At 43.2% G+C, this 25,446-nt stretch carries 19 protein-coding genes and 1 pseudogene; 11 read left to right on the forward strand and 9 right to left on the reverse strand.

The features are described 5' to 3' along the window. Window positions 1-48 precede the first annotated feature (48 nt). Complete coding sequence (locus tag FTV28_RS10420) at window positions 49-1,347, reverse strand: solute carrier family 23 protein (protein ID WP_179990367.1); 1,299 nt, start codon at window positions 1,345-1,347, stop codon at window positions 49-51. Window positions 1,348-1,585: 238 nt separating this feature from the next. Next, complete coding sequence (locus tag FTV28_RS10425) at window positions 1,586-1,711, reverse strand: diguanylate cyclase (RefSeq protein ID WP_179990369.1); 126 nt, start codon at window positions 1,709-1,711, stop codon at window positions 1,586-1,588. A gap of 165 nt (window positions 1,712-1,876) precedes the next feature. Here FTV28_RS10425 and FTV28_RS10430 point away from each other — a divergent pair, with 165 nt between their 5' ends. Continuing rightward, the gene (locus FTV28_RS10430) at window positions 1,877-2,986 is read left to right on the forward strand and encodes an RNA-guided endonuclease TnpB family protein (RefSeq protein WP_218944936.1); all 1,110 of its coding nucleotides are present in this window, start codon (window positions 1,877-1,879) and stop codon (window positions 2,984-2,986) included. A gap of 224 nt (window positions 2,987-3,210) precedes the next feature. Here FTV28_RS10430 and ppc read toward each other — a convergent pair whose 3' ends face one another. Together ppc and FTV28_RS10440 are read right to left on the reverse strand one after the other, a co-directional pair. Next, entirely contained in the window at window positions 3,211-5,895 is a 2,685-nt protein-coding gene (gene ppc, locus FTV28_RS10435) for a phosphoenolpyruvate carboxylase (protein ID WP_179990371.1), read from the reverse strand. 212 nt (window positions 5,896-6,107) lie between these two features. Then, on the reverse strand, window positions 6,108-6,722 hold the full coding sequence (locus FTV28_RS10440; RefSeq protein WP_179990373.1) for a TetR/AcrR family transcriptional regulator: 615 nt from the start codon (window positions 6,720-6,722) through the stop codon (window positions 6,108-6,110). Between the two features lie 413 nt (window positions 6,723-7,135). Between FTV28_RS10440 and FTV28_RS10445 the strand changes: the two genes are divergently transcribed. From FTV28_RS10445 to dnaJ, 4 genes are all read left to right on the forward strand, one after another. Further along, window positions 7,136-8,275 (forward strand): efflux RND transporter periplasmic adaptor subunit, encoded by a 1,140-nt coding sequence (locus FTV28_RS10445; RefSeq protein WP_168525909.1) that lies wholly within the window; start codon window positions 7,136-7,138, stop codon window positions 8,273-8,275. 3 nt (window positions 8,276-8,278) lie between these two features. After that, window positions 8,279-11,413, forward strand: a complete 3,135-nt coding sequence (locus FTV28_RS10450; RefSeq protein WP_179990375.1) for an efflux RND transporter permease subunit — start codon at window positions 8,279-8,281, stop codon at window positions 11,411-11,413. Between the two features lie 135 nt (window positions 11,414-11,548). Further along, window positions 11,549-11,926, forward strand: coding sequence for a hypothetical protein (locus FTV28_RS10455; protein WP_026438412.1), 378 nt, complete (start codon window positions 11,549-11,551; stop codon window positions 11,924-11,926). A 129-nt stretch (window positions 11,927-12,055) separates the two neighbouring features. Further along, on the forward strand, window positions 12,056-13,171 hold the full coding sequence (gene dnaJ, locus FTV28_RS10460) for a molecular chaperone DnaJ (RefSeq protein WP_179990377.1): 1,116 nt from the start codon (window positions 12,056-12,058) through the stop codon (window positions 13,169-13,171). 95 nt (window positions 13,172-13,266) lie between these two features. Here dnaJ and FTV28_RS10465 read toward each other — a convergent pair whose 3' ends face one another. After that, on the reverse strand, window positions 13,267-13,551 hold the full coding sequence (locus FTV28_RS10465) for a hypothetical protein (protein ID WP_168525915.1): 285 nt from the start codon (window positions 13,549-13,551) through the stop codon (window positions 13,267-13,269). A 291-nt stretch (window positions 13,552-13,842) separates the two neighbouring features. Between FTV28_RS10465 and dapB the strand changes: the two genes are divergently transcribed. Together dapB and FTV28_RS10475 are read left to right on the forward strand one after the other, a co-directional pair. Further along, window positions 13,843-14,664 carry a 4-hydroxy-tetrahydrodipicolinate reductase gene (dapB, locus tag FTV28_RS10470; RefSeq protein WP_070154911.1) on the forward strand — a complete coding sequence of 274 codons (822 nt, stop codon included), beginning with the start codon at window positions 13,843-13,845 and terminating at the stop codon, window positions 14,662-14,664. A 150-nt stretch (window positions 14,665-14,814) separates the two neighbouring features. Continuing rightward, window positions 14,815-15,441, forward strand: a complete 627-nt coding sequence (locus FTV28_RS10475) for an START domain-containing protein (RefSeq protein WP_257221730.1) — start codon at window positions 14,815-14,817, stop codon at window positions 15,439-15,441. A 92-nt stretch (window positions 15,442-15,533) separates the two neighbouring features. Here FTV28_RS10475 and FTV28_RS10480 read toward each other — a convergent pair. The 4 genes and pseudogenes from FTV28_RS10480 to FTV28_RS10495 all read right to left on the reverse strand — a co-directional run bounded on the left by FTV28_RS10480 (window position 15,534) and on the right by FTV28_RS10495 (window position 20,930). Further along, window positions 15,534-16,989 (reverse strand): annotated as a pseudogene (locus FTV28_RS10480) (capsule assembly Wzi family protein). A gap of 164 nt (window positions 16,990-17,153) precedes the next feature. Further along, window positions 17,154-19,346 (reverse strand): polysaccharide biosynthesis tyrosine autokinase, encoded by a 2,193-nt coding sequence (locus FTV28_RS10485; RefSeq protein WP_179990379.1) that lies wholly within the window; start codon window positions 19,344-19,346, stop codon window positions 17,154-17,156. Between the two features lie 52 nt (window positions 19,347-19,398). Next, window positions 19,399-19,827, reverse strand: a complete 429-nt coding sequence (locus tag FTV28_RS10490) for a low molecular weight protein-tyrosine-phosphatase (protein ID WP_179990381.1) — start codon at window positions 19,825-19,827, stop codon at window positions 19,399-19,401. Next, the gene (locus FTV28_RS10495) at window positions 19,827-20,930 is read right to left on the reverse strand and encodes a polysaccharide biosynthesis/export family protein (RefSeq protein WP_179990383.1); all 1,104 of its coding nucleotides are present in this window, start codon (window positions 20,928-20,930) and stop codon (window positions 19,827-19,829) included. Before FTV28_RS10495 ends, FTV28_RS10490 begins: the two co-directional genes overlap by 1 nt. Before the next feature lie 315 nt (window positions 20,931-21,245). On the opposite strand from FTV28_RS10495, the gene tviB reads away from it, so the two are divergent. Genes tviB through FTV28_RS10515 form a run of 4 tightly spaced genes read left to right on the forward strand, consistent with a single transcriptional unit; the run spans window position 21,246 to window position 25,331 of the window. After that, a complete protein-coding gene (tviB, locus tag FTV28_RS10500; protein WP_179990385.1) occupies window positions 21,246-22,523 on the forward strand; it encodes a Vi polysaccharide biosynthesis UDP-N-acetylglucosamine C-6 dehydrogenase TviB in 1,278 nt (425 codons plus the stop codon). A gap of 20 nt (window positions 22,524-22,543) precedes the next feature. Continuing rightward, window positions 22,544-23,569 (forward strand): NAD-dependent epimerase/dehydratase family protein, encoded by a 1,026-nt coding sequence (locus tag FTV28_RS10505; protein ID WP_179990387.1) that lies wholly within the window; start codon window positions 22,544-22,546, stop codon window positions 23,567-23,569. After that, window positions 23,566-24,738 carry a lipopolysaccharide biosynthesis protein gene (locus FTV28_RS10510; RefSeq protein WP_179990389.1) on the forward strand — a complete coding sequence of 391 codons (1,173 nt, stop codon included), beginning with the start codon at window positions 23,566-23,568 and terminating at the stop codon, window positions 24,736-24,738. The genes FTV28_RS10505 and FTV28_RS10510 overlap by 4 nt, the downstream gene beginning before the upstream one ends. Then, window positions 24,738-25,331 (forward strand): acyltransferase, encoded by a 594-nt coding sequence (locus FTV28_RS10515; protein ID WP_179990425.1) that lies wholly within the window; start codon window positions 24,738-24,740, stop codon window positions 25,329-25,331. Before FTV28_RS10510 ends, FTV28_RS10515 begins: the two co-directional genes overlap by 1 nt. Window positions 25,332-25,446 lie beyond the last annotated feature (115 nt).

Here is a 25,446-nt window from a genome sequence, read left to right on the forward strand (position 1 = left end):
ATTGTTTCGGCATTTGCTTAGGTTCAAGCAAATGACCGCAAGTTCTGATTAAGAGGGATCACGCAAACTAAAGAACCAGTTCAGGAACAAGGCTGCAAAAGTTGCTGTCCCAATCCCGCCCAAGTTAAAGCTGCCCAATTGCAACGCAAAGTCACCCGTTCCTAAAATAATGGTCACGGCAGCCACCATCAGATTTTTGTTTTTAGAAAAATCGACTTTGTTTTCAATCCAGATTTTCGCGCCAGCAATGGTAATCAAACCAAATACCACAATCGAAGCGCCCGTTAAAATGGCGGTAGGAATGGTATGGATGATTGCCCCAAATTTTGGTGATAAGCCAAGGAAAATAGCAAAGACCCCCGCCACCACAAAAATAATCGTGGAATACACGCGGGTAACAGCCATCACCCCAATGTTTTCACCATAGGTAGTCATACCCGGTGCACCGACACCACCTGCAAGGGTTGTGGCAACACCATCGGCTACAAAGGCTTTACCAATGTGTGGATCGAGGTTTTCACCAGTCATGGCACCTACTGCTTTAATGTGTCCCAAGTTCTCTGCCACCAAAATGAAGGCAATTGGGGCAATAATCAGCATGGCATTCACATCAAATACAGGCGCATGAAAGTCTGGTACGCCAAACCAAGCGGCTTGCTGAATCGGTGCGAAGTTAATTGGCGTCCCCCAACCCATGACATTGGTGACTACAAAATAGATCAGATACGATATGAGCAAGCCAATCAGGAGCAAGAGGCGTTGCAGTAAACCTTTGGTAAATACGGCAATCATGCCCATACATAGCACAGTCACCAAGGCCATCCACATATTAAATGGATTGCCTGCAACCGCTTTGACCGTGACAGGAGCAAGGTTTAAACCAATGATCATCACCACCGCACCTGTCACCACAGGTGGCATTAATTTTTCAATCCAGCGGGTGCCAGTAGCCATCACCAAAAAGCCAATCAGGGCATATAAAATACCGCAGGCAATAATCCCGCCTGCCGCAACCCCAATATTGGCATTTAAACCGCCTGCTGCGCCTGCATAGCCTGTGGCAGCAATCACCACCCCAATAAAGGCAAAGCTTGAGCCTAAATAACTTGGAACACGCCCACCTGTCATGAAAAAGAACAGGATGGTACAAATCCCTGACATTAAAATGGCAAGGTTCGGATCAAAGCCCATTAAAAAAGGTGCAAGTACAGTGGCACCAAACATGGCAAATGCGTGTTGTATTCCCAGTACAACGGTCTGTGCTGGAGGTAGATACTCATTGGTACCTACAGGACGGGCATCAATGTTGCCTTCATAAGGGCGCCATTTGGGAAACCAATTGGACATTAAGCGAGCACTCAAAAGCTAAATTGAGCACATCATACTCTTGTATTGCCTAAATTTTTTAAAAATTTAGGCAGAAAATACGCTTGACCTAGCAAAAAGGCTAATTTTTTTACTATTTGTTAAAATTTAGACCAATATAAATAAGTAATTTTATTTATAAATTTTTAGAATATGTTTGTGCAGCAATTAATCTCATTATTTAAAATAAATTTTCAGCTGAAAAATATTTTGCTTAAATTTAAGACACTGCTTTCTCACCAGACGCTATATCTTGCTGAACATTATTGCGTCCACTTTGTTTGGCTTTATACAGAGCGGCATCGGCACGTTGAATCAGTTCATCGAGTTTCTCCGTGGAAACCACCTCTGTTTAGGGGGAGGAAACGGAAGATTTTTTAAAATATAAGTCCAATAAACTTGTTTTTCAAAACATTTTAAAAAATAATAGAGTTATGAAAAATGATACCCTAGTGATAACTGCTAAAGTGCAGATACTCCCAAACAAGCGACAAGTTATTGAGCTTAAAAAATGTTTGAGCTGTATTCGCTTGCTTGTAATTGGTTATCAAAAAAAGTTTTTCAAAATAAAGTTCTCAATCAAGTTAAATTACACCACCTTGTTTATGAACAAATGCGGTCTGAATTAGGCACAAAAGCCCAATTTACTCAGTCTGTGATTAAAACCGTTGTTGCTCGATATAAGTCTGCTAAGTCTAATGGTCATGATTGGTCATTGGTGAAATTTAGCGGTAAGGATTATGACCTCGTATGGAATCGTGATTACTCAATTGTAGGTAATCAGCTTTCGTTGGGTGTAAGTTCAGGGCGCATCAAGGTAAATTTCGCTAAAAAACCTTTAAGTCAATTTCAGAAAGCCAAAGCTAAATTTGGCTCTGCGAAGGTGGTCAATAAATTGGGGAAATGGTTTTTACACATCCCAATAAGCAAGGAAGCTCCTGCTTTAACAATTGATGATGTTACTAATGTGGTTGGTATTGATCTTGGCATCAATCACCTTGCGACCACTTACGACAGCAAAGGAAAAACTGACTTTTATCGAGGTGGAATAGTTAAACATAAGCGTGGTGTGTTTAAAGCACTCCGCAAATCATTACAGGAGAAACAAACTTCGTCTGCAAGGCATCGTCTAAAGCAGATTGGGAGTCGAGAAAACCGTTATATGATTGATGTTAACCATCAGATCACAAAGGCACTCACTCAAAAGCATCCCAAAGGCACAGTATTTGTTCTTGAGGATTTGACAGGGGTAAGACAGGCAACCGAAAATGTGCGTCTAAAAAACCGTTATGTCAGTGTATCGTGGGCGTTTTATCAGTTTAAGAAATTACTCTGCTATAAAGCCAAAGAAAACGGTCAATCCGTTATTTTGATTGGCCCCAAATATACATCACAAACTTGCCCGAAATGTGGAAACCGTGAAAAATCAAATCGTGATAAGAAAAAGCATCACTTTGATTGTAAGCGTTGTCATTATCAATCAAATGATGATCGTATCGGTGCAATGAACATACATCGCAAAGGCATTGAGTTTGTTTCTCAATCTGACCCTTCGATGGTAATAGAACAAGCTTCTGTTGCTAAGGTTGAAGTCAATCAACCTGATATGCCGACAGCCTAATTTTAGGTAAAAAAGGTGGGAGTAGAAATACGTTTGCACCACTTGTCAGGCATGAGCCTAGTAAACACTATGATTGGTGTGGCAAACCTCCTCATTTATGGGGAAGTCATTGATATTGGAGTTTTGTATTTTTTAAATGGATTAAAAATGCCCAAAAAAATTCAGTTTTTTCAGCCAAAATAGCAAGCAGAGCATGTGGCTCTGCCTGCTCGATTGGTTTGGTTTTAGCCTGTATTGCGCAGACCTGCGGCAATTCCTGCAATACTGACCATCAACGCATGATCAACAGGGGTATGTTCTGCCTGTTTTTCTGCCAAGTACAAACGACGACGTTTCATTAACTCTGCTTGCAGTAAGTGCAATGGCAATAAGTACGGTTTACGCACGCGCATAGATTGATCCAGCACATCATTGCTGCTGAGCAGTTGTGATTCACCTTTTAAGGTTAATAGGGTGGTCACAGCATCACGCAGGCGTTGACGCAATTGCTCGCCTAATTGTTTTAAGTCTTCGTCATCAGTTAGGTGTGACTCATAATACAATGCGATATTGCTGTCGGCTTTAGACAGCACCATTTCCAGCATATCAATCAAGGTTTGGAAATATGGCCAGTCGCTGAGCATTTCATCCAAAATGGCTTTTTGCCCTTGATCTAGGGTTTGGTTAATGGCCGCACCTGTGCCGAGCCATGCAGGTAACATCAAACGGATTTGTGTCCATGCAAATACCCATGGAATGGCTCTTAAAGATTCAATGCCACCACTGACTTTACGTTTAGCGGGGCGTGAACCTAAAGGCAGCATTTGTAACTCCAGCTCTGGGGTTACGGTGCGTAAATACTTCACAAAATGTGGATTTTCACGCACAGTTTGACGATACACCTGTACTGATAACTCAGTCATGTTGTGCATCAACTCGCGCCACTCAGGTTTAGGAACTGGCGGTGGCATTAAGGTCGCTTCTAAGGTTGCCGCGGTATAGACTTCCAGATTTTGTAAAGCAACGCCTTCAAGCCCGAATTTAAAGCGAATCATTTCGCCTTGTTCTGTGACGCGAATTGCACCTGAAATAGAGCCAGGTGGTTGTGAAAACAGCGCTTGCTGAGTCGGTGCGCCACCACGGCTGATTGAACCACCACGACCGTGGAATAAGGTCAACTGTACAGCGTGTTGTTGCGCTACAGCTGTTAATTCTTCTTGCGCACGGTACTGTGCCCAGTTAGCCGACATAAAGCCCGCATCTTTGGCTGAGTCTGAATAGCCAATCATTACCTCATGTTTGCCCTGAATATGCTGTTTATACCAATGCATCCCAAACAGGGTATTCATGGTTTGCGCAGCCCCATCTAAATCTTTCAGGGTTTCAAACAGGGGAACAACACGTAAAGGATGCTGAATACCCGCTTCTTTTTGTAGCAGTAACACTGCCAACACATCACTTGGATATTCCGCCATGGAAATAATATAGGCACCCAAGCTTTCCTGCGGCTGTGCAGCCAAGGTACGCATCGTGGCAAAGACTTCTTGCACATCTGGGTGTTGAATCAGACTTTGTGCAGGTTCCTGCATGAATTTTGGCAATAACGGACGCTTGCTTTGTAATTCTTGTAGCAAGAAGTTTTGACGTGCCTGTTCTGTCCAAGTTTCAAAATTGCCCAAACCTAAGTATTCGGTAATGGCAGAAATGGCTTGGCGATGACGTCCAGACTCCTGACGAATATCCAGTTTCAGTAATTCAATGCCAAAACAGTTGACCCGATGAATCAGATCCAACAATTTGCCATTGGCAATCTCTGATAGCTGGCAGGCGGTGAGTGAGCGATAACACAGCAATAAAGGCTGTAAAAGTTCATCTTTGCTTTTAATCACCAAGCTGTCATCGCCATCTTTGCCTTGTAATTTGGCAGCCAACCAATCACGGGTGGCCTTTAGACGTTCGCGAGTGTCGCGTAAATATTCACGATACGGCTCTGCATGGAAATGTCCTAAGGCATCGGCCAGTTCTGGGCTGCATTGCTGAATCGAGAGTTCCCAACGCAAGTTTTCAATATCGCGTAAATATAATTCTGCAGCTTTCCAGCGCGACAACCACAATACTTCTTGAGTGACTTTATGAGTGACATTAGGGTTGCCATCACGGTCACCACCCATCCATGAAGCAAAACGCACAGGGGCAACAGTTAGCGGCAAGTTTTGCCCACAATGTTCCTGCACAATACCGTCTAATTCACGCATGAATTTAGGCACGGCATTCCATAAGGTCTGCTCAATGGTGGTAAAGCCCCATTTGGCTTCATCGACTGGGGTTGGGCGATGCTGACGAATTTCATCGGTTTGCCAAGCCGAGCTGATGAGCTGTTTTAAATCTGCCAAAACTGCCTGACGTTCACGTGGGGTCAGTTTTTGCTGATCCATTTTAAACAGGCAGTCATTAATATCGTCATATTTTTGAATCAGGGTACGACGGCTGACTTCAGTTGGGTGTGCAGTCAGTACCAGTTCAATTTTTAGTTCACAGACTTGCTGAAACAATGTTTCTGCAGAAATTTCATGGTGTTTAAATTTTTCAAATAAGCGGTCTAAAGGGTTAGGAGAAACCGCATGTTCATCAAACTCACTCTGACGACGGCTGCGCACCACATGATATTGCTCGGCAATGTTGGCAAAGTTCAGGAAGTGGGTAAAGGCACGGGTCAGCGGTAAGATTTCATCATCTTCGAGGCTTAAAAATAGTTGTTCGAGCTGTTTTTCTGCTTCGGCTTGTCCATCACGTGCGCCTTTAGATAATGCTCGAATTTGTTCGACCTGATTAAACAAATCTTGTCCTGCGTGTAACTTGAGGGTTTCGCCCAGCAAGTTCCCAAGTAAGCGTACGTCATCGCGTAGAGGAGCATCAATTTGTTGAATCATTCGTTGTTCTCCATGTTTTGTGTTTTTCTACTCTAAAAAGACTATACCCCGATTTATCTACAATCCAAGCGGGCTATCTACAAAAGTTGCATGGATTTTGCGCATCTGAGCTTATAGTGCCAAGCAGCAGTATTTAGGAGAGAAATACAGGGCGGAGTGGAATGCTATTTGGTAAAAGAAACTCCGATTTAGATCAACCTTTATTAGCCTGTTCAACCATAACGCAGCATAAAAATACCAATCGCATCTTCAATAATCTTTTGAGATTGTTCAGCATCGGGCACGGCACGTACGCCGAGTAAAACTTCGTGGTGACGTAAACCATGCAGTAAGGAAACGATCAATTCAGTTTGTGTTTTAGGTTCATCTGCCTGAATAAATTTTAGTTCTGCTGCTTGACGAAAGAAGCTTTCCCACATCGCACGAAGTTTGGCATGTGAGGCATTGTAAAACTGCAATGCCAACGGATTTTGCTCCGAGGCCAGTTCCATCAGCAAGTGCTCTAATTTAATCGCTTCAGGCATATTGACCAAGTTCAAGGACAGTTCACAGGCTTGGTATAAAGCTTGCTTAAAATTGCGATGTGCAGTCAAGTCCAAAGGCTGTGCTTTGAGCAGACTTTCACAGGTTTCTTCAATGGCACAGGAAAATAAGGTGGCTTTGTCTTGAAAGTGATTATACACCGTTAATTTGGTCACGCCTGCTTCACGTGCAATCTGATTCATACTCGAACCATGAAAGCCCAACTTTAAAAACAAGTGTTTTGCCGACATTAAAATACGTTGGCGTTTTTCTAAATCTTTGGGTCTTCCGACATGAATCTGCACACGCTCCTCCTAATTTGCCTCAGTACAACTAGAAAATGACGCTTCAGTTTTAATTAATGTACCTGGTGGTATATTAATTAAAAAATAATCAATTTAATATAGGGGTTTGCACGCACTTCATAAATGGCTTGCGCTGTAGGCTAAAACTGAGCAGATCAGGCATGAAACGCAGGGAATAGCGAGACTATTACCAAGTTTCATAACGCAATCTGAGAAAGTTTTAGCCACAGTCCTTTGGAACAAGCATATTTTTTACTGCTATTACGTTATGAGTCAGTTACTTAGAATGACTAAGTTTCCTGCCTCATGCCTTATATCAGCTAAAAATATGCGCTGTCGCAAACATAGACGAAGTGTCAGCAAACCCTACCGTATTCTGCCCTAAAAAAAACGTTTAAATAAGAGCAAACCTGATGAACACGACTCAGAATCTCATTGCCAGCCTGATGCTGCTGTGCTGTATCACCCTAATTGGATGCAGTAAGCAAAAAACCGAGGTTGAACAGGAAGTCCCTTTGGTGATGGTGACCCAGCCCAGCAGTTTACATCTTGAGCAAAAAAGCTATGCAGGCGAGGTGCAAGCACGTCAGCAAACGGCCTTGGCATTTCGGGTTGCAGGGCAAGTTACACAGCGTTTTGCCGATGTGGGAGATCAGGTCAAAGTTGGGCAAGTCTTAGCAAAACTGGATGTGCAAGATGCCGCATTGCAGCTCAATGCCGCGCGTGCGCAACTGGAAAGTGCGCAATCTGCTGCAAAAATTGCTAGCGATGAGTTACAGCGTTTTCAGCAATTATTACCCATGAATGCCGTCAGTCGCTCGCAATATGATGCAGTCAAAAACCAATATCAACATGCTATGGCACAGTTGAAACAGGCACAGTCCAATTATGCAGTCAGCAGTAATCAAACCGACTATAACCAGTTACGTGCCACAAAAAATGGTGTGATTACTGAACGCAATATTGAAGTTGGGCAGGTTTTAGCGGCAGGGCAGGTCGCTTATCAATTGGCGATTGATGGGGAGCGTGAAGTCGTGATTGGCGTGCCTGAACAAGCGGTGGGTGAAATTCGAGTCGGGCAAGAGGCAACGGTAAGTTTATGGTCACAACCCGATACCCGTTTTGCAGGTACGGTTCGAGAAATTTCCCCTGCGGCAGATCAGTCGCGTACTTTTAAAGTCAAAGTGGCTTTACGTGAAGGCAATGCACAGATTCAATTGGGGCAAAGTGCGCGGGTATTTCTGACTCGCCAAGCCAATCAGGGTTTATATGTGCCTTTATCTAGCGTGTCGGCAACAGGGCAACAAGCTTTTGTTTTGGTCTTACAGCCAGACTCAACCGTGCGCCAAATTCCTGTTACATTGGGCGCTTATGGACGTGACAGCGTGCCTGTACTGAGTGGCTTACAGCCGCAAGATTATGTGGTGATGGGTGGGGTGCATTTACTGCGTGATCGACAAAAAATTCGCCCGATTAACCGTGACAATCAAGCTGTACAGGCAGTCAATCCAACAGCTCAGGCAGCTTCTGCGGCCACACAGACGGAGCGTTAAAATATGAATTTTAACTTATCCGAATGGGCGCTGAAAAATAAAGGTCTAGTGGTCTACTTGATGCTGCTGTTGGGCATTGTCGGGATTTTTTCCTATTCCAAACTGGCACAAAGTGAAGATCCACCGTTTACTTTTAAAGTGATGGTGATTCAAACCTATTGGCCGGGAGCGAGCGCCAAAGAGGTCTCGTTACAAGTCACCGACCGCATCGAAAAAGAATTGATGAGCACGGGCGACTATGAACGCATCATGGCTTATTCGCGTCCGGGCGAGTCCATGGTGACTTTTATTGCCAAAGATTCCATGCGTTCTAGCCAAATTCCAGATGTTTGGTACAAGGTGCGTAAAAAGGTCAATGATATTCGTCATGAATTGCCGCAAGGGGTACAAGGCCCATTTTTTAATGATGAATTTGGCGACACTTTTGGCAATATTTATGTGCTGACAGGCGCAGACTATGGCTACGCCACCCTCAAAGAATATGCCGACCGTTTGCAGCTACAATTACAGCGAGTCAAAGATGTTGCCAAAGTTAATTTGGTCGGTTTGCAAGATCAAAAAATTTGGATTGAGTTATCTAACACCAAAGCCGCACAACTTGGTATTCCTGTTACCGCGATTCAGCAAGCCTTACAACAACAAAACAGAATGGCAAGCGCAGGTTTTTTTGAAACCCATTCAGACCGTATTCAGGTGCGTGTCAGCGGTGCGTTGCACAGTGTCGATGAGTTGAAACAAATGCCGCTGTTGGTGAATGGCACCACCATTCAACTGGGCGATGTTGCCGAGGTCTATCGTGGGTTTAGCGAACCTGCTCAACCGCGTATGCGCTTTATGGGCGAAAATGGCATTGGCATTGCGGTGTCGATGCGTAAAGGCGGTGATATTCTGGCTTTGGGTGAAAATCTGGAAACAGAATTTGCCCGTTTGCAAAAAACATTGCCTTTGGGCATGCAACTGCAAAAGGTTTCTGATCAACCTGTTGCGGTAAAACACAGCGTCAATGAATTTATGAAAGTATTGGCTGAGGCGGTGATTATCGTGCTCTTGGTCAGCTTCTTTTCACTGGGTTTTCGCACAGGTTTGGTGGTGGCATTTTCCATTCCATTGGTCTTGGCGATGACTTTTGCAGGTATGCATTTGTTTGATGTCGGGCTGCATAAGATTTCACTCGGTGCGCTTATTCTAGCCCTCGGATTGTTGGTGGATGATGCCATTATCGCCATTGAAATGATGGCAATTAAGATGGAGCAGGGCTATAGCCGCTTGCAAGCCGCAGGTCATGCGTGGCGAACGACTGCTTTCCCTATGCTGACTGGGACATTGATTACCGCAGCAGGTTTTTTACCCATTGCCACGGCAGCCTCAAGTACAGGGGAATATACCCGTTCAATTTTCCAAGTGGTGACCATTGCTTTGGTGGTGTCATGGTTTGCTGCCGTGCTGTTTGTACCCTATCTGGGCGATAAATTATTGCCAGATTTTCAGCGCCATGCACAGCGAGCGCCGTGGTATCAACGTCTTTGGGCGCGTGTACGCAAACAAGCTGAACCGCAGCCTGTGCTACAGCACGCAGGTGAATTACACGACCCATATCAAACCCGCTTTTATCAAGTGTTTCGTGGATGGGTTAATACTTGTGTGCGCTATCGAAAAACCGTCATTGCAATCACAGTTGGCATATTTGTACTGTCAATTGCGATGTTTAAATTGGTACCACAGCAATTTTTCCCACCTTCCAATCGGGCAGAAATTTTAGTCGATTTAAAACTTGAAGAAGGTGCGTCTTTAACAGCCACAGAAGCAGCCGTTAAAAAAGTTGAAAAGTTCTTGGCGCAACAACAAGGCATCGACAATTATGTAGCCTATGTTGGCACAGGTTCGCCGCGTTTCTATTTGCCTTTAGATCAGCAATTACCGCAGGCCAGTTTTGCCCAATTTGTGGTATTGGCATCGTCTTTAGAAGACCGCAATGAAATTCGCCGTAATTTATCTGAACAAATTCGCTTGTTATTGCCAGAGGTGCGTACTCGCGTGTCATTATTGGAAAATGGCCCACCAGTGGGTTATCCATTGCAATTCCGCGTGTCAGGAGAAGACTTGGCACAAGTGCGACAATGGGCACAGCAAGTCGCAGCCACCATCAGTGCCAATCCAAACAGTACCAATGTGCATTTAGATTGGGGTGAGCCGAGCAAAGTCATTCAATTGCAGATTGATCAAGACCGTGCCCGTCAAATGGGGGTGTCGAGTCTGGATTTAGCTAACTTCCTTAATAGCTCTATCAGTGGCGCGGCTATTAACCAGTATCGTGAAAAACGTGAACTGATTGAAATCCGTTTACGTGGTGATCAAACCGAGCGCCTAGATGTCGCATCTTTAAGCAGTTTGGCTATACCGACTTCACGTGGAACATCGGTGCCGTTGGCGCAAATTGCACAAATTGAATACCGTTTTGAAGAAGGCTTAATTTGGCATCGTAACCGCTTGCCGACCATTACCGTACGTGGTGATATTCGTAGCAATTTGCAACCTGCAACGGTGGTGGCAGAACTGTCCGAACCGATGGCGGCCCTGCGTGAAAAGTTGCCAAGTGGCTATTTAATTGAAGTGGGTGGCACGGTTGAAGAATCGGCACGTGGGCAAAAGTCAGTCAATGCAGGCATGCCATTTTTCCTTGCCGTGGTGATGACTTTGTTGATGATTCAGCTGCGTAGCATGTCCCGTGCATTCATCGTGTTTTTAACTGCACCGCTCGGCATTATTGGCGTGGTATTGTTCCTGTTGCTGTTTAACAAACCCTTTGGTTTTGTGGCGATGCTCGGCACCATTGCCTTATCGGGCATGATCATGCGCAATTCTTTGATTTTAATTGATCAGATTGAGCAGGATGTTCGGGCTGGGGAATCGCAGTGGGACGCGATTATTAACGCTACGGTGCGCCGTTGTCGTCCAATTGTACTGACCGCTTTGGCGGCAGTATTGGCCATGATTCCACTTTCTCGCAGTATTTTCTTTGGCCCGATGGCTGTGGCGATTATGGGCGGATTAATTGTCGCGACCCTATTAACCCTGTTCTTTTTACCTGCATTATATGCACAGTGGTTTAAAGTGAAAAAAAATCCACATAATCTGTAAAAGTGACATAATAACGGGTGCGAAACTTGGAAAATTTCAATATAGTAGCACCTTATATTTTTCAGCCTTTGCATACGTTACAGCATGCGCCAGATTAAAAAATAAAGCATGGCACAGATGGGGTTAAATCACATTATGAAGCAAGATAACTTGGTAAAGTTTCGCCGGTCTGTCGCGATCTCTTACGTGTTTATGTTTTTTGCTTTATTTACTGTGGTGAGTGGTGCATTGGCGTATTGGTATGCACGAAAAGTGATTGTGGTCGATAGCACTGAAGTCTGGTTACAGGCACAGGCTTTATGGATCATGCGTAATGTGGTGATTTACAGTGTATTGGCATTGTTTGCTGCATTGTGGTTTATTCCATTGGCCTTCTTTCCTTGGGATGCCTTTTTATGGGTCAAAGCCTGCACCGTAGCAGGTGTGGTCTTTGCCGTGATTGCCTTCTTATTTTTAATCAATGCTTGGATTAAAGGGCTATCCAAATTTTTGAAAAATAAAGCTGTGTTCTAATGGCTTGAACTTCATCTAAAGCACTTCAGCTAAAATTTTTAACAGCTTTCCCTTGTAAAACTCAGTTTGACCCCAATTTCAGACTTCAGTTAAGTTTTAAATAGAATTCCGTGAGGAGCATCGCCAGACATGGCTAAACGTGATTATTATGAGGTTTTGGGCGTCTCTAAAACCGCTAGTGATGATGAAATTAAAAAAGCCTACCGTAAGTTGGCGATGAAATATCATCCAGACCGTAACCCGGACAATCCTGAAGCTGAAGAGAAGTTTAAAGAAGCTTCAGAAGCGTATGAAGTTCTGTCAGACAGCGAAAAACGCAGCATGTACGACCGTATGGGCCATCAAGCCTTTGAAGGTGGTATGGGCGGTGGTGCTGGCGGCTTCGGTGGTTTCAGTGCGGAAGATATTTTCAGCCAGTTTGGGGATATTTTCGGTGGAGCCTTTGGTGGGGGGGGGCGTGGCCAGCAACGTCAACGCCGTGGTTCAGACTTACGCTATGTGATGGAATTGACGCTTGAAGAAGCAGTCAAAGGCGTTAAGAAAACCATCACCTTTACAGCACCTGCGCCATGTGAAGCTTGTGATGGTAAAGGCTCAGAAAATCCAAATGATGTTGAAACCTGTCCAACCTGTCATGGTGCGGGTCAAGTACGCATGCAGCAAGGTTTCTTCTCGGTACAGCAAACCTGTAGTACCTGTCGTGGTCAGGGCAAAATCATCAAGAATCCATGTAAAAAATGTCATGGTTCGGGGGTATCAGACCGTCAACAAACTCTTGAAGTGACCATTCCTGCAGGGGTGGACAATGGCGACCGCGTTCGCTTAACGGGTAAAGGTGAAGCGATTCGTGATGGTCAATCGGGAGATTTATACGTAGAAGTAGTGGTGCGCGAGCATGAAATCTTCCAGCGTGATGGTGCCGACCTATATATGGATGTACCTGTCAGCATTGCCGATGCTGCTTTAGGTAAGGAAATTGAAATTCCGACTCTAGATGGCCGCGTGAGCCTGAAAGTGCCTGAGGGAACACAGACGGGTAAGTTATTCCGTTTGCGTGGTAAAGGGGTAAAACCTGTGCGTAGCAGTATGCAGGGCGATTTGCTCTGCCGTATTGTGGTGGAAACACCTGTGAATTTAACTGCACGTCAGCGTGAATTGTTAAAAGAGTTACAGACGACGATGGAAGGTGAGGGCAGTCAGTCATCACCAAAGAAGAAGTCTTTCTTTGATCGTTTGTTTGATTAAGGAAACTTAGATTAGGTGTGTCGAAGCACAACCTGATCTAAACTCAAAAAACAAAGGCGATCTTAAGGATCGCCTTTGTTGTATCTGCTGCACGCTTATTCGACTTCAGGTATATCTATCTCTAAAACATCAACCATTTCAGTCGTTGCTGTTTCAACGGTAGTTTGTGGTTGAGCGCTTGCAACAACCTCATGTTCTGCTGCTGTTTCTTCTAGTTCAGGTGCATCGACTTCAACAGCAAGAGGTTCTTGTAGCGTCACGCTAATACGGACTTTAGACAGGCTTTCAAGCGTATCACCTTCTTGAAGTGCAGGCTCTGCAAATACGGATGCTGTGCTGATGCCTAACAATAATGCCAATACCATGTTCTTCGAATGCATGTAAATCCCCTTTAATTTGTGCAGTTGTTATCATTCGTGCAGGCTAGTCTGCGCATACAAGTTTGCAAATTTGTGAAATAAAAACAAAAAATGAGCATTTTCAGATAAATTTTTAGCATCGCTTCGTTAAAAGTTTGCCTGAGGTGTGTAAAGTGACCATCAGCAGTACAGCTCGGCTTGCTTTTGAATCTGCGAATAAAAATAAACCCAGAAACTTGGCTGACAAACTTAGTCTAGGCAGCTAGTTTTGATATAGTAAGCACAATTTAGAATCTATTTTAGGAATATGCTATGTCAGCAACTCCACGCATTGGTGTATTAGGCGCAGGCGGCCGCATGGGACGCATCTTAATTCAAGCTGTTCAAGAAGCAGGCTACCAATTGGCTGCCGCAGTAGAGCGTCCAGAAAGCAGTTTATTGGGTGCAGATGCAGGAGAGTTGGCAGGTGTAGGTACACTGGGCGTGAAAGTGGTGGGTAGCCTAGAGCAAGTATTAGCTGACTGCGATGTCGTGATCGACTTTACCGCACCAGCCGCCACAGCACAGCACTTAAAGCTTTGTCGTGAAGCAGGCGTGGCGATTGTGATTGGCACCACAGGCATGAATGATGAACAAAAAGCACTCTTAGAAGAATCGGCTCAACAGACCCCAGTGGTGTATGCCGCCAACTATTCAGTTGGGGTAAACGTATCTATTAAACTGCTGGAGTTGGCAGCCAAAGTCTTTGGTGATAGTGTAGATATTGAAGTGATTGAAGCGCATCATCGTCATAAAGTCGATGCACCATCAGGCACGGCATTGATGATGGGCGAGGCCATTGCAGCAACCTTAGGTCGTGATTTAAAACATGATGCTGTTTACTGCCGCGAAGGACACACAGGGCCACGTGAACGTAAAAGTATTGGTTTCCAAACCATTCGTGGTGGCGACATTGTGGGTGAACATACTGCGATGTTTATTGCCGATGGCGAGCGTGTGGAAATTACCCACAAAGCCACCAACCGCATGAACTTTGCTGCAGGTGCTGTGCGTGCTGCAGCGTGGGTGGTGGGACGCGAAGCGCGTAAATACGATATGAAAGATGTTCTTGGATTTAACGATATTCAGGTTTAAAAATTGCGCAGGAATCCGAAATAGATAAAAATGACTTGAACAATTTTCAATCTGCCGCTAAAACTAGGGTCTGATGTCATGGATGATGACGCATCAGACCCCACATAAAACTAAAATAAGATGCAAAATAAAATGAAAAAATCTCTGTTGATGCTTGGGTTAAGCACCTGTATTTGTGCGGCCTCTGCACAAAATATTGAACATGCCAAACTGAGCATACATAAAAACAATATTAAAGTCTGGACCTTTCAACAGCAGTCTAGCCCTGTGTTTTTGTATAAGGCCGAAACCACCTTCAATGTACCTTTAGAAAAAGCTGCTGCCTTAATTTTAGATGTCGATCATGCCGTGAAATGGGTGCCTTATGTGGGCAGTGTCAAAGTCTTATCACGAGATGACCAAAAAGGTGAGTTCTTGCTGTATATGGTGTTGGATTTTCCTTTTCCGCTAAAAGATCGTGATTTAGTGGTCAAAGGCAAAATGAGTAAAGATGCACAAGGTATGGTTAGTATTCAAAATAAAGCCATTGAGGGGGGCTATCCCTTGAACCCAGATTATGTGCGTATTCAGGATTACGAAGGCGACTGGACCTTTCAGAAACTGGGTAATCACAAAGTCAAAGTCAGTACCTATGGCTATGCCAACCCTGAAGGCTCGATTCCTTTAAGTTTTGTGAATATGTTTGTGCAGCAGCAACCGTATCAAATGTTGCAAAAAATGAAAATTGAATTAAGCAAAAGTGGTAGTTATAAGGCATTGCCTGAAATTTTGCGTTAAATAATTGAGTTGCGCTGAATTTTTAATCTTAGAAAAATGGATGAAATCGGTGTCGATTTCATCCACGAAGTATTTCGGTCTAGCGGGTAGACTTAATAAGAAAACAGCCCTTTTTCTAAAGAAAATTCAATGCCAATCGATGCACCACCATCATTGCCATGGGCATCTGAATCGCTAATCCAGCCATTCAGTTTAAGTGGAATATCTGGACGTAAATAGTGTGTCCAAGTCAAATCCAAAGCTTTTAACTGATCTTTTTCTGGGAACGCTTGGTTGGTTTCACCTCTCGCACGTCGATTAGCCGCCTGATCAAATTTGGCAAACAGCATACGTGCATTGACTCGGTTTAGGCGGTCTAGACGGATATCACCACCGACTGAAATCATTTGTCCATCACCACCCATAGCATGCGCTAAAGGATAGCCATGTTGGTAGAAACCGTGAGTATAGGTGCTGTGATTATAAGTGATACCTTGTGCTTTACCGTTGGTACGGGTGTCAGCCCATTCGGTATAGAGGTGGAACGGCATATTCTGATAGCTTGATGAATAGTCTACCCCAGCCAAATACATTTTTTTTGAAGGTAAGCCGCCTGCTTCCTCTTCACCAGCATATTGTGCATAAACACCCATTGGCACTTGTAGCAATGGCTGTAGGTTTAAGCGTGCATCAAAGCCTGCCACCTGGTTAGATGGGTTAGGAGTATCTCCATACACATTATCTTTACCAATCACCGCATCCCAGAATGAGTCAAAACTTTCTGGACGATCTTCCCCCCCCCCATTGAAAGGCACGTGAAGCACCCAATTCCAAATAAGGCAGCGGTTGTGCAGTGACACGTAAACCAATCAATTTGGCATCGGGTACAGCATCATAATCATGCAACTGACCTGCAAAGGCCTGATATTGCCATGGACCAATCCATGACAACCATTTGTTGCTGAAAGCTTGTTGTTCGGCACGTTGCATAGTTACGCCGTAAACTGGGCGGCTAGCATCGCCACGAATTAAACTGCCGTCATGTGCAGGCCCCCAGTAGGTTGGAATTTGCCCAGCAATGAGCCATTGATTCCAAAGCTTGGCTGCAATATAGGAGCCTTCAATATTGACATCTTGATCGTTATCAATTTGTGGGTCTTTTTCTGCATTGACCCGAATTTTAGCATCCCAGTATTGATTGCCTGCATTGAGTTCCAAACCTGCTTGATATTGCGCTTTTTGTTGGTCGCCAAAGGCTTGTGGAATATTTTTTTGATCTGTTTCTGCAAAAAGCGAGGCTTTGAGCAGTTGGTTATTGGCATTTAAATGTGCCACCACTGCATCGATGACTTTTTGTTGATTGTTGTTGCTGACTTTTGCTTGAGAAAGTGCACGTTGAATTTCATGACCACTCATAGGCCAAGTTGACGTACTAATTTGAATCACACCTTGCTGATTTAGCCAGTTTAAATCGGTACGTAAGTTTTGGTCATTTAAGACAATGCCTTGGGCAAAGGTTAAGGATGAGCTTAATGCCAGTGTCGCCAGCAGCGCTTTGGGTGCAAACATGCTTATATATTCTCAGCGTTTATAAGCTGTAAACAAGATAGGTTTTTGAGTGGATTTTTGCAATGTGAATTGTTGAGTATTGTTGTAAATTTCAAAAGAAAATTCTTTAAAAATAGGTGAGTATTGCGGTGGCGGGCTGATTTCAGCCCACCAATCACTTCAAATTAATCATCATTCTTATTGGCTTTATAGGCATAAGCATAGTTATAACCATAGCCATAACCATAGCCGCCTGCTTCACGTTGAATATCATTCAAAATAAAGCCGTTGACTTTCACGCCAGCTTGTTCAAAGCGGTTGACAGTCAGTTCCAGCTCTTTCATTTGCGTCTTGGCATAACGTGCCACTACCAAATTCACACCCGCATATTGTGAAATAATAATCCCATCGGTAACCGCAAGAACTGGCGGGGTATCAATCAGAATATGGTCAAACTGGCCCGACAAGTGCGTGAGCATCTCTGCAAATTTTTGCGTACTTAACAACTCTGACGGATTGGCAGGGCTTTTACCACGGCTCATGATGCTTAAATTTTCAACTTCCGTACTACGCACAATACTGCCTAACTCTTGCTGACCATTCAGGTATTCGGTTAAGCCTGGCTTAGGGTCGTAATTAAAGTATTTATGCATATAACCACGACGTAAATCGGCGTCAATCAGTAATACACGTTTATCACTTTGCGCCAAAATTGTGGCTAGGTTGGTTGAAATAAAAGATTTACCCAACTCTGGTGCAGGACCAGAAATCATGATGATATTATTTTTGGCACTGCTTAAAGCAAAGTGAATAGCAGTACGCATGCTGCGCAGGCTTTCAATGGCAATATCATCACTATTTTTAACCGCAAGAATAGGAATATTCTTTTTCTTTTTCAGAATTTTAATACGACTTTCTTGTACTGGTGAGCGTGGCACAGTGGCATAAACAGGTAAATCCAGTTCATTTTCAATTTGATTAGAGTCTTTAATACCTGAGCGCAACATATTACGCAGTAAGGCCAACAATGTACCCAGAAAACCACCCAAGAAAACGGACAAAATCAGAATTAGTAATTTCTTTGGTTTAATTGGCTCAATCGGTTCTACCGCAGTATCGACAATACGCACATTGCCAATTTCACCTGCTTTAGCAATCCGCAGTTGTTGGTAAGAGTTAAGCAAGCCTGTATACAGCTGTTGTTTGACTTCTACTTCACGGAACAGTTGTAAATATTGGCGTTGTAATTCTGGCAAGCGTTTGAGCGTGCCATCTAACTCTGAAATGCGTTTGTTAATCGCACCCAATTGAGCATTCATTTGCTGCATCACAGGGTGTTCGTTGGTGTACTTAGCCGCAGCTTCAGCCACTTGTTGCTCTAACTGCGCTTTTTGGGTTTCCAAAGTAATACTTTGGGTTAAATATAACTCAGATTCTTTGGTCACATCGACTGTATTAAATTGTTGGCGGAAACGGTTAAATTCACGTTCTGCCACATCTAACTGTTGTTTCAGTTCAGGCAGTTGATCTTCCAAAAACTTTAAGGTCTGTGCTGTTTCTGCACTGCGACGTTCAATATTTTGTTGGCTATACGCCGCTAAAATTACATTCAGCACTTGGGTAATGTGTTGTTTGTCTTGTCCTTGGTAATTCAGCCCCAACACGCCTGTTAACTTGCCTCTTTCTACCACTGAATAATTTTCAGTTAAAGATTCCATCGCGGCAGGCAAACTTTGTTTTTCAATATTATAAGTGCTATCAAAGTTGTCTTGACTAAAAATAGCGACTTTCCACGCCCCAAATTCAGACTGTAATTGACTGACTTGGTTTAAAGGTGCAGAAAAAATCACCTGTTCGGTTTCTTCATCGGTCAGGCTGTATTTGCCTTGTGCAAATTTTAAAATTAAGTTTTTATCTTGAAAATATTGCGGGATATCGAACTGGCGAATATCAAAACTTTTTTGATTGTCTTTAAATAGCACTGACTGAGATGAATATTCACTGTCATATTCATGCTTGGCAATTAAACGATTCCAGAAACTGTCTTCTGTACCCGAAACGCGAATATTTAAATTTAGATGATCAATCACGTTACCCAACACTAAACGTGATTTTAAAATTTCAATTTCAGCTTGTGCAGGTGATTTCTGCTCAATCATATTGGACAGATCACCCAATAACGCTGCAGAGGCCCCTTTGCTGTCTTCGACCTGTACCAAAGCATCTACTGTATAGGTATCTGGTGTGGTTCTTATATACAGTAAAGCGCAGACAATACTGAGTAGAACGCAAAGGGTAATCATTTTCCATTGTGCGATTAAGGAAAAAAATAATTCCTTTAAATCAATGGTATCTTCGGTGTTGGCGGTTTGGCTCATAGTTTAAATATCAAAAAAGTAGAATTTTAAAAAAAGCTAGAATATCAAGAAACTAGATATATTTTTTCCAGTCGGCAATGCAGGCTTGAATTAACGCACAGGTTTCATCAAATACGACCTGATCGTGCTGATAGGGGTCGGCCACGTTTTTACTTTGCCAGTGCCCCAATCTAAAGGTTTTGCCTTTGGCAAAGGGCCAGGTTTGTTCCACATGCTTTTGTTGATTTTGGCTCATCACCAAAATCAGGTCAGCTTTTTTAATTAAGTCTGCATTGAGTTTTTTTGCTACGTGTGGACTCATGTCGATGCCGTGACGTTGCATACATAAACGAGCTTTGTCATCGGCTGCATGGCCCTCCAAGCCTAAAATACCTGCAGATTCAATCTGTAAGTGAGGGTACTGCTGTTTTAAAAAGTATTCTGCCATGGGGCTACGGCAAATATTGCCAATACACACCACCAAAATGTGATTAATTTTCATTATTTACCCAAATTATCTAGTTGATAAAGCACACTAGAGAACGGAATCATCTGATTCACGACACGTTGCCAGCGGGCCAAGCCAGAAGCATCGACATACACAATATCATTGCTGCGCATTTTAAACTGATTTGCCAGACCAAAGTCGGCAATGCTGGTTAAATCCATGTGATAGACTTCGGTATGTGCTGCATTGGGCTGACTACGAACCACATAAATTTTACTACGGCTGGCAGACAGTGGGTTTAAGCCTAGGCTTTCACCTAATACATCGCTTAAGCTCATGCCTTGATCACGCATAGGGAGCGATTGATTTTTACCTGATTCACCCATGACATAAATTTTTTGGTTTTCACGGTTGTTGACATACAAGGTGTCATTTGGCTGGATGAGTAAGTTGTGCAATGACAAGCCTGCTTTTTCCAACTCTACGGTATTGAGTTGATAGCTACGCCCCTGACGCACTAAAGTCATAGAAGCATTGTCACCTTGTTGGGCATTGACCCCGCCTGCCATACCTAGTGCGGTATAGACACTCACAGGTTGATCATTTAAATAGAATTGCCCGCCTTTCATGACATTGCCTTGTACAGAGTATCGCTGCCCTTGGTAAGACAAGACTCGTACAATCACGTCTGGGGTTTTTAAATAACGTGCCAATTGACCGCGCAACTCACGATTCACTTGCGCTAAAGATTTACCTGCAGCTTTATAACGCCCGATAATCGGAAACTGAATATAACCCTGTGAGTCAATTTGATAACCATTGGACTCGACCGCTTTTTCACTACTAATGGTATTGGTTGGTGGTGTAATTTCAGGATATGCCCATAAATAAATAGAGAGAATATCACCTGAACTTAAGGTGTATTGACGCTGTGGTGTATGAAATAAATGCGCATAGTCTTGTTGAATATTGTGAACTGCAGGCTGCACCGCAAGCATTGAGTCTTGGGTGAGTTTAATCACATTGACCGCTGTGCCCAAGTCGGTGGTATAGAGCCCTTCATTTGGTATGTCATAGGTTTGTAAGCCAGATGTCACAGCACAGCCAGTGGCGGCAATGCCACATGCCAATAAAACAGCCAGTTGAAAGTGTCGCACGCGAGATTCCATTATTAATTTTTTAAAATCTTTTAAATAAATTGCAGTCATTTTACCGAACTTGTAAAATAGGTACATAGCAATTTGTAATCATTTTGCAGATTCTGTCAAATTCTTTGCGAAAAGTGATAAAAATCGCAAATTGTGAATTTACTCTAAATTTAAAAAGTTGAATATTCGCAAAAACTATACACTGTTGATCCTCTTAAGTAATTTGAGCACAAATCACAATAGAAATTTCATGATTTTCTGCTAGAATCGCAGCCGAAAGATTCATTCTTCATAAAATACAGATATAAATTTAAAGGCGCTCAAATGCTACAGCTCTCAGACCTAAAAATTGCCATTATTGGTTTAGGCTATGTCGGTTTACCCTTAGCGGTTGAATTTGGCAAGAAGCTGCCTGTTGTGGGTTTTGATATTCAGCAAAAACGTATACAAGAATTAAAAAGTGGACAAGATCATACTTTAGAAGTGTCGCCAGAAGAACTTAAACAAGCGATGCATTTAAGCTATTCAGCCAATTTGGATGACTTACGCAGCTCCAATTTTTTTATTGTGACGGTGCCAACCCCAATTGATGAATTTAAACAACCTGATTTAACCCCGCTCATTAAAGCCTCTACCAGTATTGGGAAAGTACTTAAAAAAGGCGATGTGGTAGTGTACGAGTCTACAGTATACCCAGGTGCGACTGAAGAAGTTTGTGTTTCAGTTTTGGAACAAGTGTCAGGCTTAAAGTTTAATCAGGACTTTTTTGCAGGCTATAGCCCAGAACGGATTAATCCAGGTGATAAACTACACCGAGTCACCAATATTTTAAAAATCACTTCAGGCTCTACTCCAGAAGTGGCAGACTTTGTAGACCAAGTTTATAACTTGGTGATTGAAGCAGGTACACATAAAGCCGCGAGCATAAAAGTGGCTGAAGCCGCTAAGGTGATTGAAAACACCCAACGTGATGTGAACATTGCTTTAATTAATGAGTTGGCGGTGATCTTCAATAAAATGGAGATTGATACCGAAGCGGTGCTTGAGGCTGCGGGAACGAAATGGAACTTCCTGCCGTTCCGTCCGGGTCTGGTCGGCGGGCACTGTATCGGGGTGGATCCGTACTATCTCACCCATAAAGCGCAAGCGATTGGTTATCACCCTGAAATTATTTTGGCCGGCCGCCGTTTAAATGATGGTATGGGTGCTTATGTGGTGACTCAGTTAGTCAAGGGTATGATTAAAAAGAAAATTCAGGTGGAAGGTGCTAAAGTTTTAGTTTTGGGCTTAAGTTTTAAGGAAAACTGTCCCGATATCCGTAACACCCGCATTATTGATATCGTCAATGAACTGAAAGAATATCACGTGAATGTGGATGTTTATGATCCATGGGTAGATCGTGCCGAGGCCGAGCATGAATACGGGATTCAGCCTGTTTCGACATTAACAGACCACAGCTATGACGCCATCATTTTGGCGGTGGCACATCATCAGTTTGAAGAGATGGGCGTAGAGAAAATTCGTGCCTTGGGCAAAGCAGAACATGTTTTATACGATTTGAAATATGTACTTGCACAGTCTGAATCTGATCTTCGTTTATAATTGATAAGGATATTATAAAGATGAGCCAATATCAGACAGTATGCGAGCAATTAAAGCAGAGCCCTAAAATCTGGCTAGTGACGGGGGTTGCCGGTTTTATTGGCTCAAACTTATTAGAAGCTTTACTGAAGCTGAATCAGAAAGTTGTGGGTTTAGATAACTTTGCCACAGGTCATCAGCATAATTTGGACGAAGTGCAACACTTGGTGAGTGTTGGGCAATGGGCAAACTTTAAGTTCTATGAGGGTGATATTCGTAATCTAGAAGATTGCCAAAAAGCCTGTGCAAATGTGGACTATGTATTGCACCAAGCAGCTTTGGGTTCTGTGCCACGTTCTATTGCAGACCCAATTACGACTAATGCTGCCAATATTACAGGTTTTTTAAATATGTTGGTGGCAGCACGTGATGCTAAAGTATCTAGCTTTACGTATGCTGCCAGTAGTTCTACCTATGGTGATCATCCTGCATTGCCAAAAGTGGAAGAAAATATTGGTAACCCGCTTTCGCCTTATGCAGTCACTAAATATGTAAATGAGTTGTATGCAGATGTGTTTGCACGTACTTATGGTTTTAAAGCCATTGGTTTGCGTTATTTTAATGTGTTTGGCAAACGTCAGGATCCAAACGGTGCCTATGCTGCGGTGATTCCAAAATGGACCGCAGCCATGATTGCAGGTGATGATGTTTTCATTAATGGTGATGGTGAAACCAGTCGTGATTTCTGTTTTATCGAAAATACAGTTCAAGCGAATATTTTGGCAGCAACTACGCATAATGATGAAGCCAAAAACCAAGTCTATAATGTAGCAGTGGGCGATCGTACTACAATAAATGATTTGTATCGTGTGATTCATGCTGCACTAGCTGAAAATGGCGTGAATTACTGCAAAGATGCAGTGTATCGAGACTTCCGTGCTGGAGATGTACGTCACTCCCAAGCCAGCATTGCCAAAATTGAGAAAGCTCTGGGTTATGCACCTGAGTTTCGAATTGATGCTGGTATTCAGCTGACCATGCGTTGGTATATTAAAAAGCTGACATGATTGCGCGTATTTTCGCCAAATATCAGTCGATTGGCTTAATTACGTCGAGTTTATTGGTAGGTGTGATAATTACATTTATAGCACTCCCTTTTTTAACGCGCCTTTATTCGGTGCAGGATTTTGGTGAATATGGTATTGCCTTGGCTGTGGTCAGCGTTTTATCTACCATTGCCAATTTGCGTCTCGATCAAGCCTTATTGGTCGCGGAAGAGCAGGACAAAAAAAGCCTGATCTTTGAAGGAATGATGTTCTCCACAGGTATTGTGGCGGTCAGTGCCATCATCTTAAGTTTTATTTTTAATGCGGCTGTGGTGGTTGCCATTTGTAGCGGTGTGTTGGCCAATACCCTGATTCAAACTATCTATAATTATAAATTTGCCGCGCATGCAGAATATTTCTGTGTCGGACTGAATATTTTGCGTAGCCTGATTGTGGTGCTGGTACAGCTGGGTTTGCCCTTGTTGATGAGCATCAGCCTGGTCAACAGTTACAGTGCCAGTTCGCTGCTGATGCTGCTGTTTATATTGATTTATATTGTAAAAAATCAGCTTTATCAGGTCAGTTGGCAGGCATTTAAGCACTATCAGGATTTTATTTATTCCAATACGCCACATGCCTTGCTGAACAGCTTTTCGCATAACTTGCCTTATTATGTGGTCTCGCATTTTGTCGGTGTGCAGGCGATGGGCTTCTATGCCATTGTGGAGCGGACTTTGCGGGTGCCGATTAATTTAATGTCGCAAACCATTCGCCAGTTCTTTATCCGCAAATTTAAACATCTGGAAAATAGTCAGGAAGCCCTGAAAAGCAGTGTACTGTTGAGTCTGCTGTCTCTGCCGCTGTTTGCCGTGTTTTTTGTGCTGCCAGAATCCCTGTATCTATGGGTATTTGGCAAAGACTGGGTCGGCATCTCTACCTATTTCCAGATTTTGGCCTTGGGCTATTGGGCCATTTTTTGTAATCCGCCCAGTTCGGCCTTCCTGATTGCACAGCGTAGTAGCCATGTGCTGTTTAGATTGCAGATTATTGAGTTATTGATTAAATTCGTTTTATTTTTCGGCCTGTATCTACTGGTAGAAGATAAAATCTATATGCTGCTTGCCGTGCCGGTTGCCCTGATTTTTTATAACTTTGCCATTTTATTCTCTGTGTGGAGTAGCAAAAAGTGATGTTTTTTAAAACCTTAAAATACATGAATTGGTTTGCTTCACAGTGCCGTAAAGTGATGTACAACATGGCATTTGGCACAAAATTTCGTTACTTCGGCAAAGCGTGTACCCTAGAGATTAATGGCCAAGTCAAGATCGGCAACAATGTTTATATTGGCGATCATGCCAGCCTAATCGTTGAAAATGGTGCAGTGCTTGAGATTGCTGACAACAGTTTTATTGGTGAAAACTGCTATATCAAATGCTTTGGTGGCAAGGTCTTAATTGGCAAGGATGTCAGCATTAATTCCAAATCGTATATCAATGGCTGTGGTGGTATCACGATTGGCGATAACACCCGTATTGGCACGCAAAGCATTATTATTGCCAGTAATCATAAATTTGGTGAGCCTGATCTGTTGGTGAAAGATGCGATTACCAAGCAGGGCGTGAGTTTAGGGAAAAATATTTGGCTTGGTGCACGAGTTACGGTACTTGATGGTGTAACTATTGCCGATGATAGCGTGATTGGCGCGTGTAGCCTCGTGTCGAAACCTTTGGATGAATCAGGTGTCTATGTCGGTAGTCCTGTTAAAAAAATCAAATCGCTCTGATCTTATTTTTTCATCCTGCATCGTGACTGCGGTTTCCATATCGTAAAGTAGATTTTCAGCGTAAAATAGCTGACTTATTTTCCTCCTTTTAAGTTGCCTCGCCTCATTCAGGTAT

Origin of the sequence: Acinetobacter sp. YH12252, assembly GCF_013417365.1 — a bacterium.
GTDB classification, from domain to species: domain Bacteria; phylum Pseudomonadota; class Gammaproteobacteria; order Pseudomonadales; family Moraxellaceae; genus Acinetobacter; species Acinetobacter towneri.

Coding starts and splice junctions, on each gene's coding strand:
- FTV28_RS10450 (WP_179990375.1), top strand. CDS start 8,279: ATGAATTTTAACTTATCCGAATGGGCGCTGAAAAATAAAGGTCTAGTG.
- ppc (WP_179990371.1), bottom strand. CDS start 5,895: ATGATTCAACAAATTGATGCTCCTCTACGCGATGACGTACGCTTACTT.
- dapB (WP_070154911.1), top strand. CDS start 13,843: ATGTCAGCAACTCCACGCATTGGTGTATTAGGCGCAGGCGGCCGCATG.
- FTV28_RS10465 (WP_168525915.1), bottom strand. CDS start 13,551: ATGCATTCGAAGAACATGGTATTGGCATTATTGTTAGGCATCAGCACA.
- tviB (WP_179990385.1), top strand. CDS start 21,246: ATGCTACAGCTCTCAGACCTAAAAATTGCCATTATTGGTTTAGGCTAT.
- FTV28_RS10490 (WP_179990381.1), bottom strand. CDS start 19,827: ATGAAAATTAATCACATTTTGGTGGTGTGTATTGGCAATATTTGCCGT.
- FTV28_RS10420 (WP_179990367.1), bottom strand. CDS start 1,347: ATGTCCAATTGGTTTCCCAAATGGCGCCCTTATGAAGGCAACATTGAT.
- FTV28_RS10475 (WP_257221730.1), top strand. CDS start 14,815: ATGCTTGGGTTAAGCACCTGTATTTGTGCGGCCTCTGCACAAAATATT.
- FTV28_RS10430 (WP_218944936.1), top strand. CDS start 1,877: ATGTTTGAGCTGTATTCGCTTGCTTGTAATTGGTTATCAAAAAAAGTT.
- FTV28_RS10515 (WP_179990425.1), top strand. CDS start 24,738: ATGTTTTTTAAAACCTTAAAATACATGAATTGGTTTGCTTCACAGTGC.
- dnaJ (WP_179990377.1), top strand. CDS start 12,056: ATGGCTAAACGTGATTATTATGAGGTTTTGGGCGTCTCTAAAACCGCT.
- FTV28_RS10485 (WP_179990379.1), bottom strand. CDS start 19,346: ATGAGCCAAACCGCCAACACCGAAGATACCATTGATTTAAAGGAATTA.
- FTV28_RS10510 (WP_179990389.1), top strand. CDS start 23,566: ATGATTGCGCGTATTTTCGCCAAATATCAGTCGATTGGCTTAATTACG.
- FTV28_RS10445 (WP_168525909.1), top strand. CDS start 7,136: ATGAACACGACTCAGAATCTCATTGCCAGCCTGATGCTGCTGTGCTGT.
- FTV28_RS10455 (WP_026438412.1), top strand. CDS start 11,549: ATGAAGCAAGATAACTTGGTAAAGTTTCGCCGGTCTGTCGCGATCTCT.
- FTV28_RS10505 (WP_179990387.1), top strand. CDS start 22,544: ATGAGCCAATATCAGACAGTATGCGAGCAATTAAAGCAGAGCCCTAAA.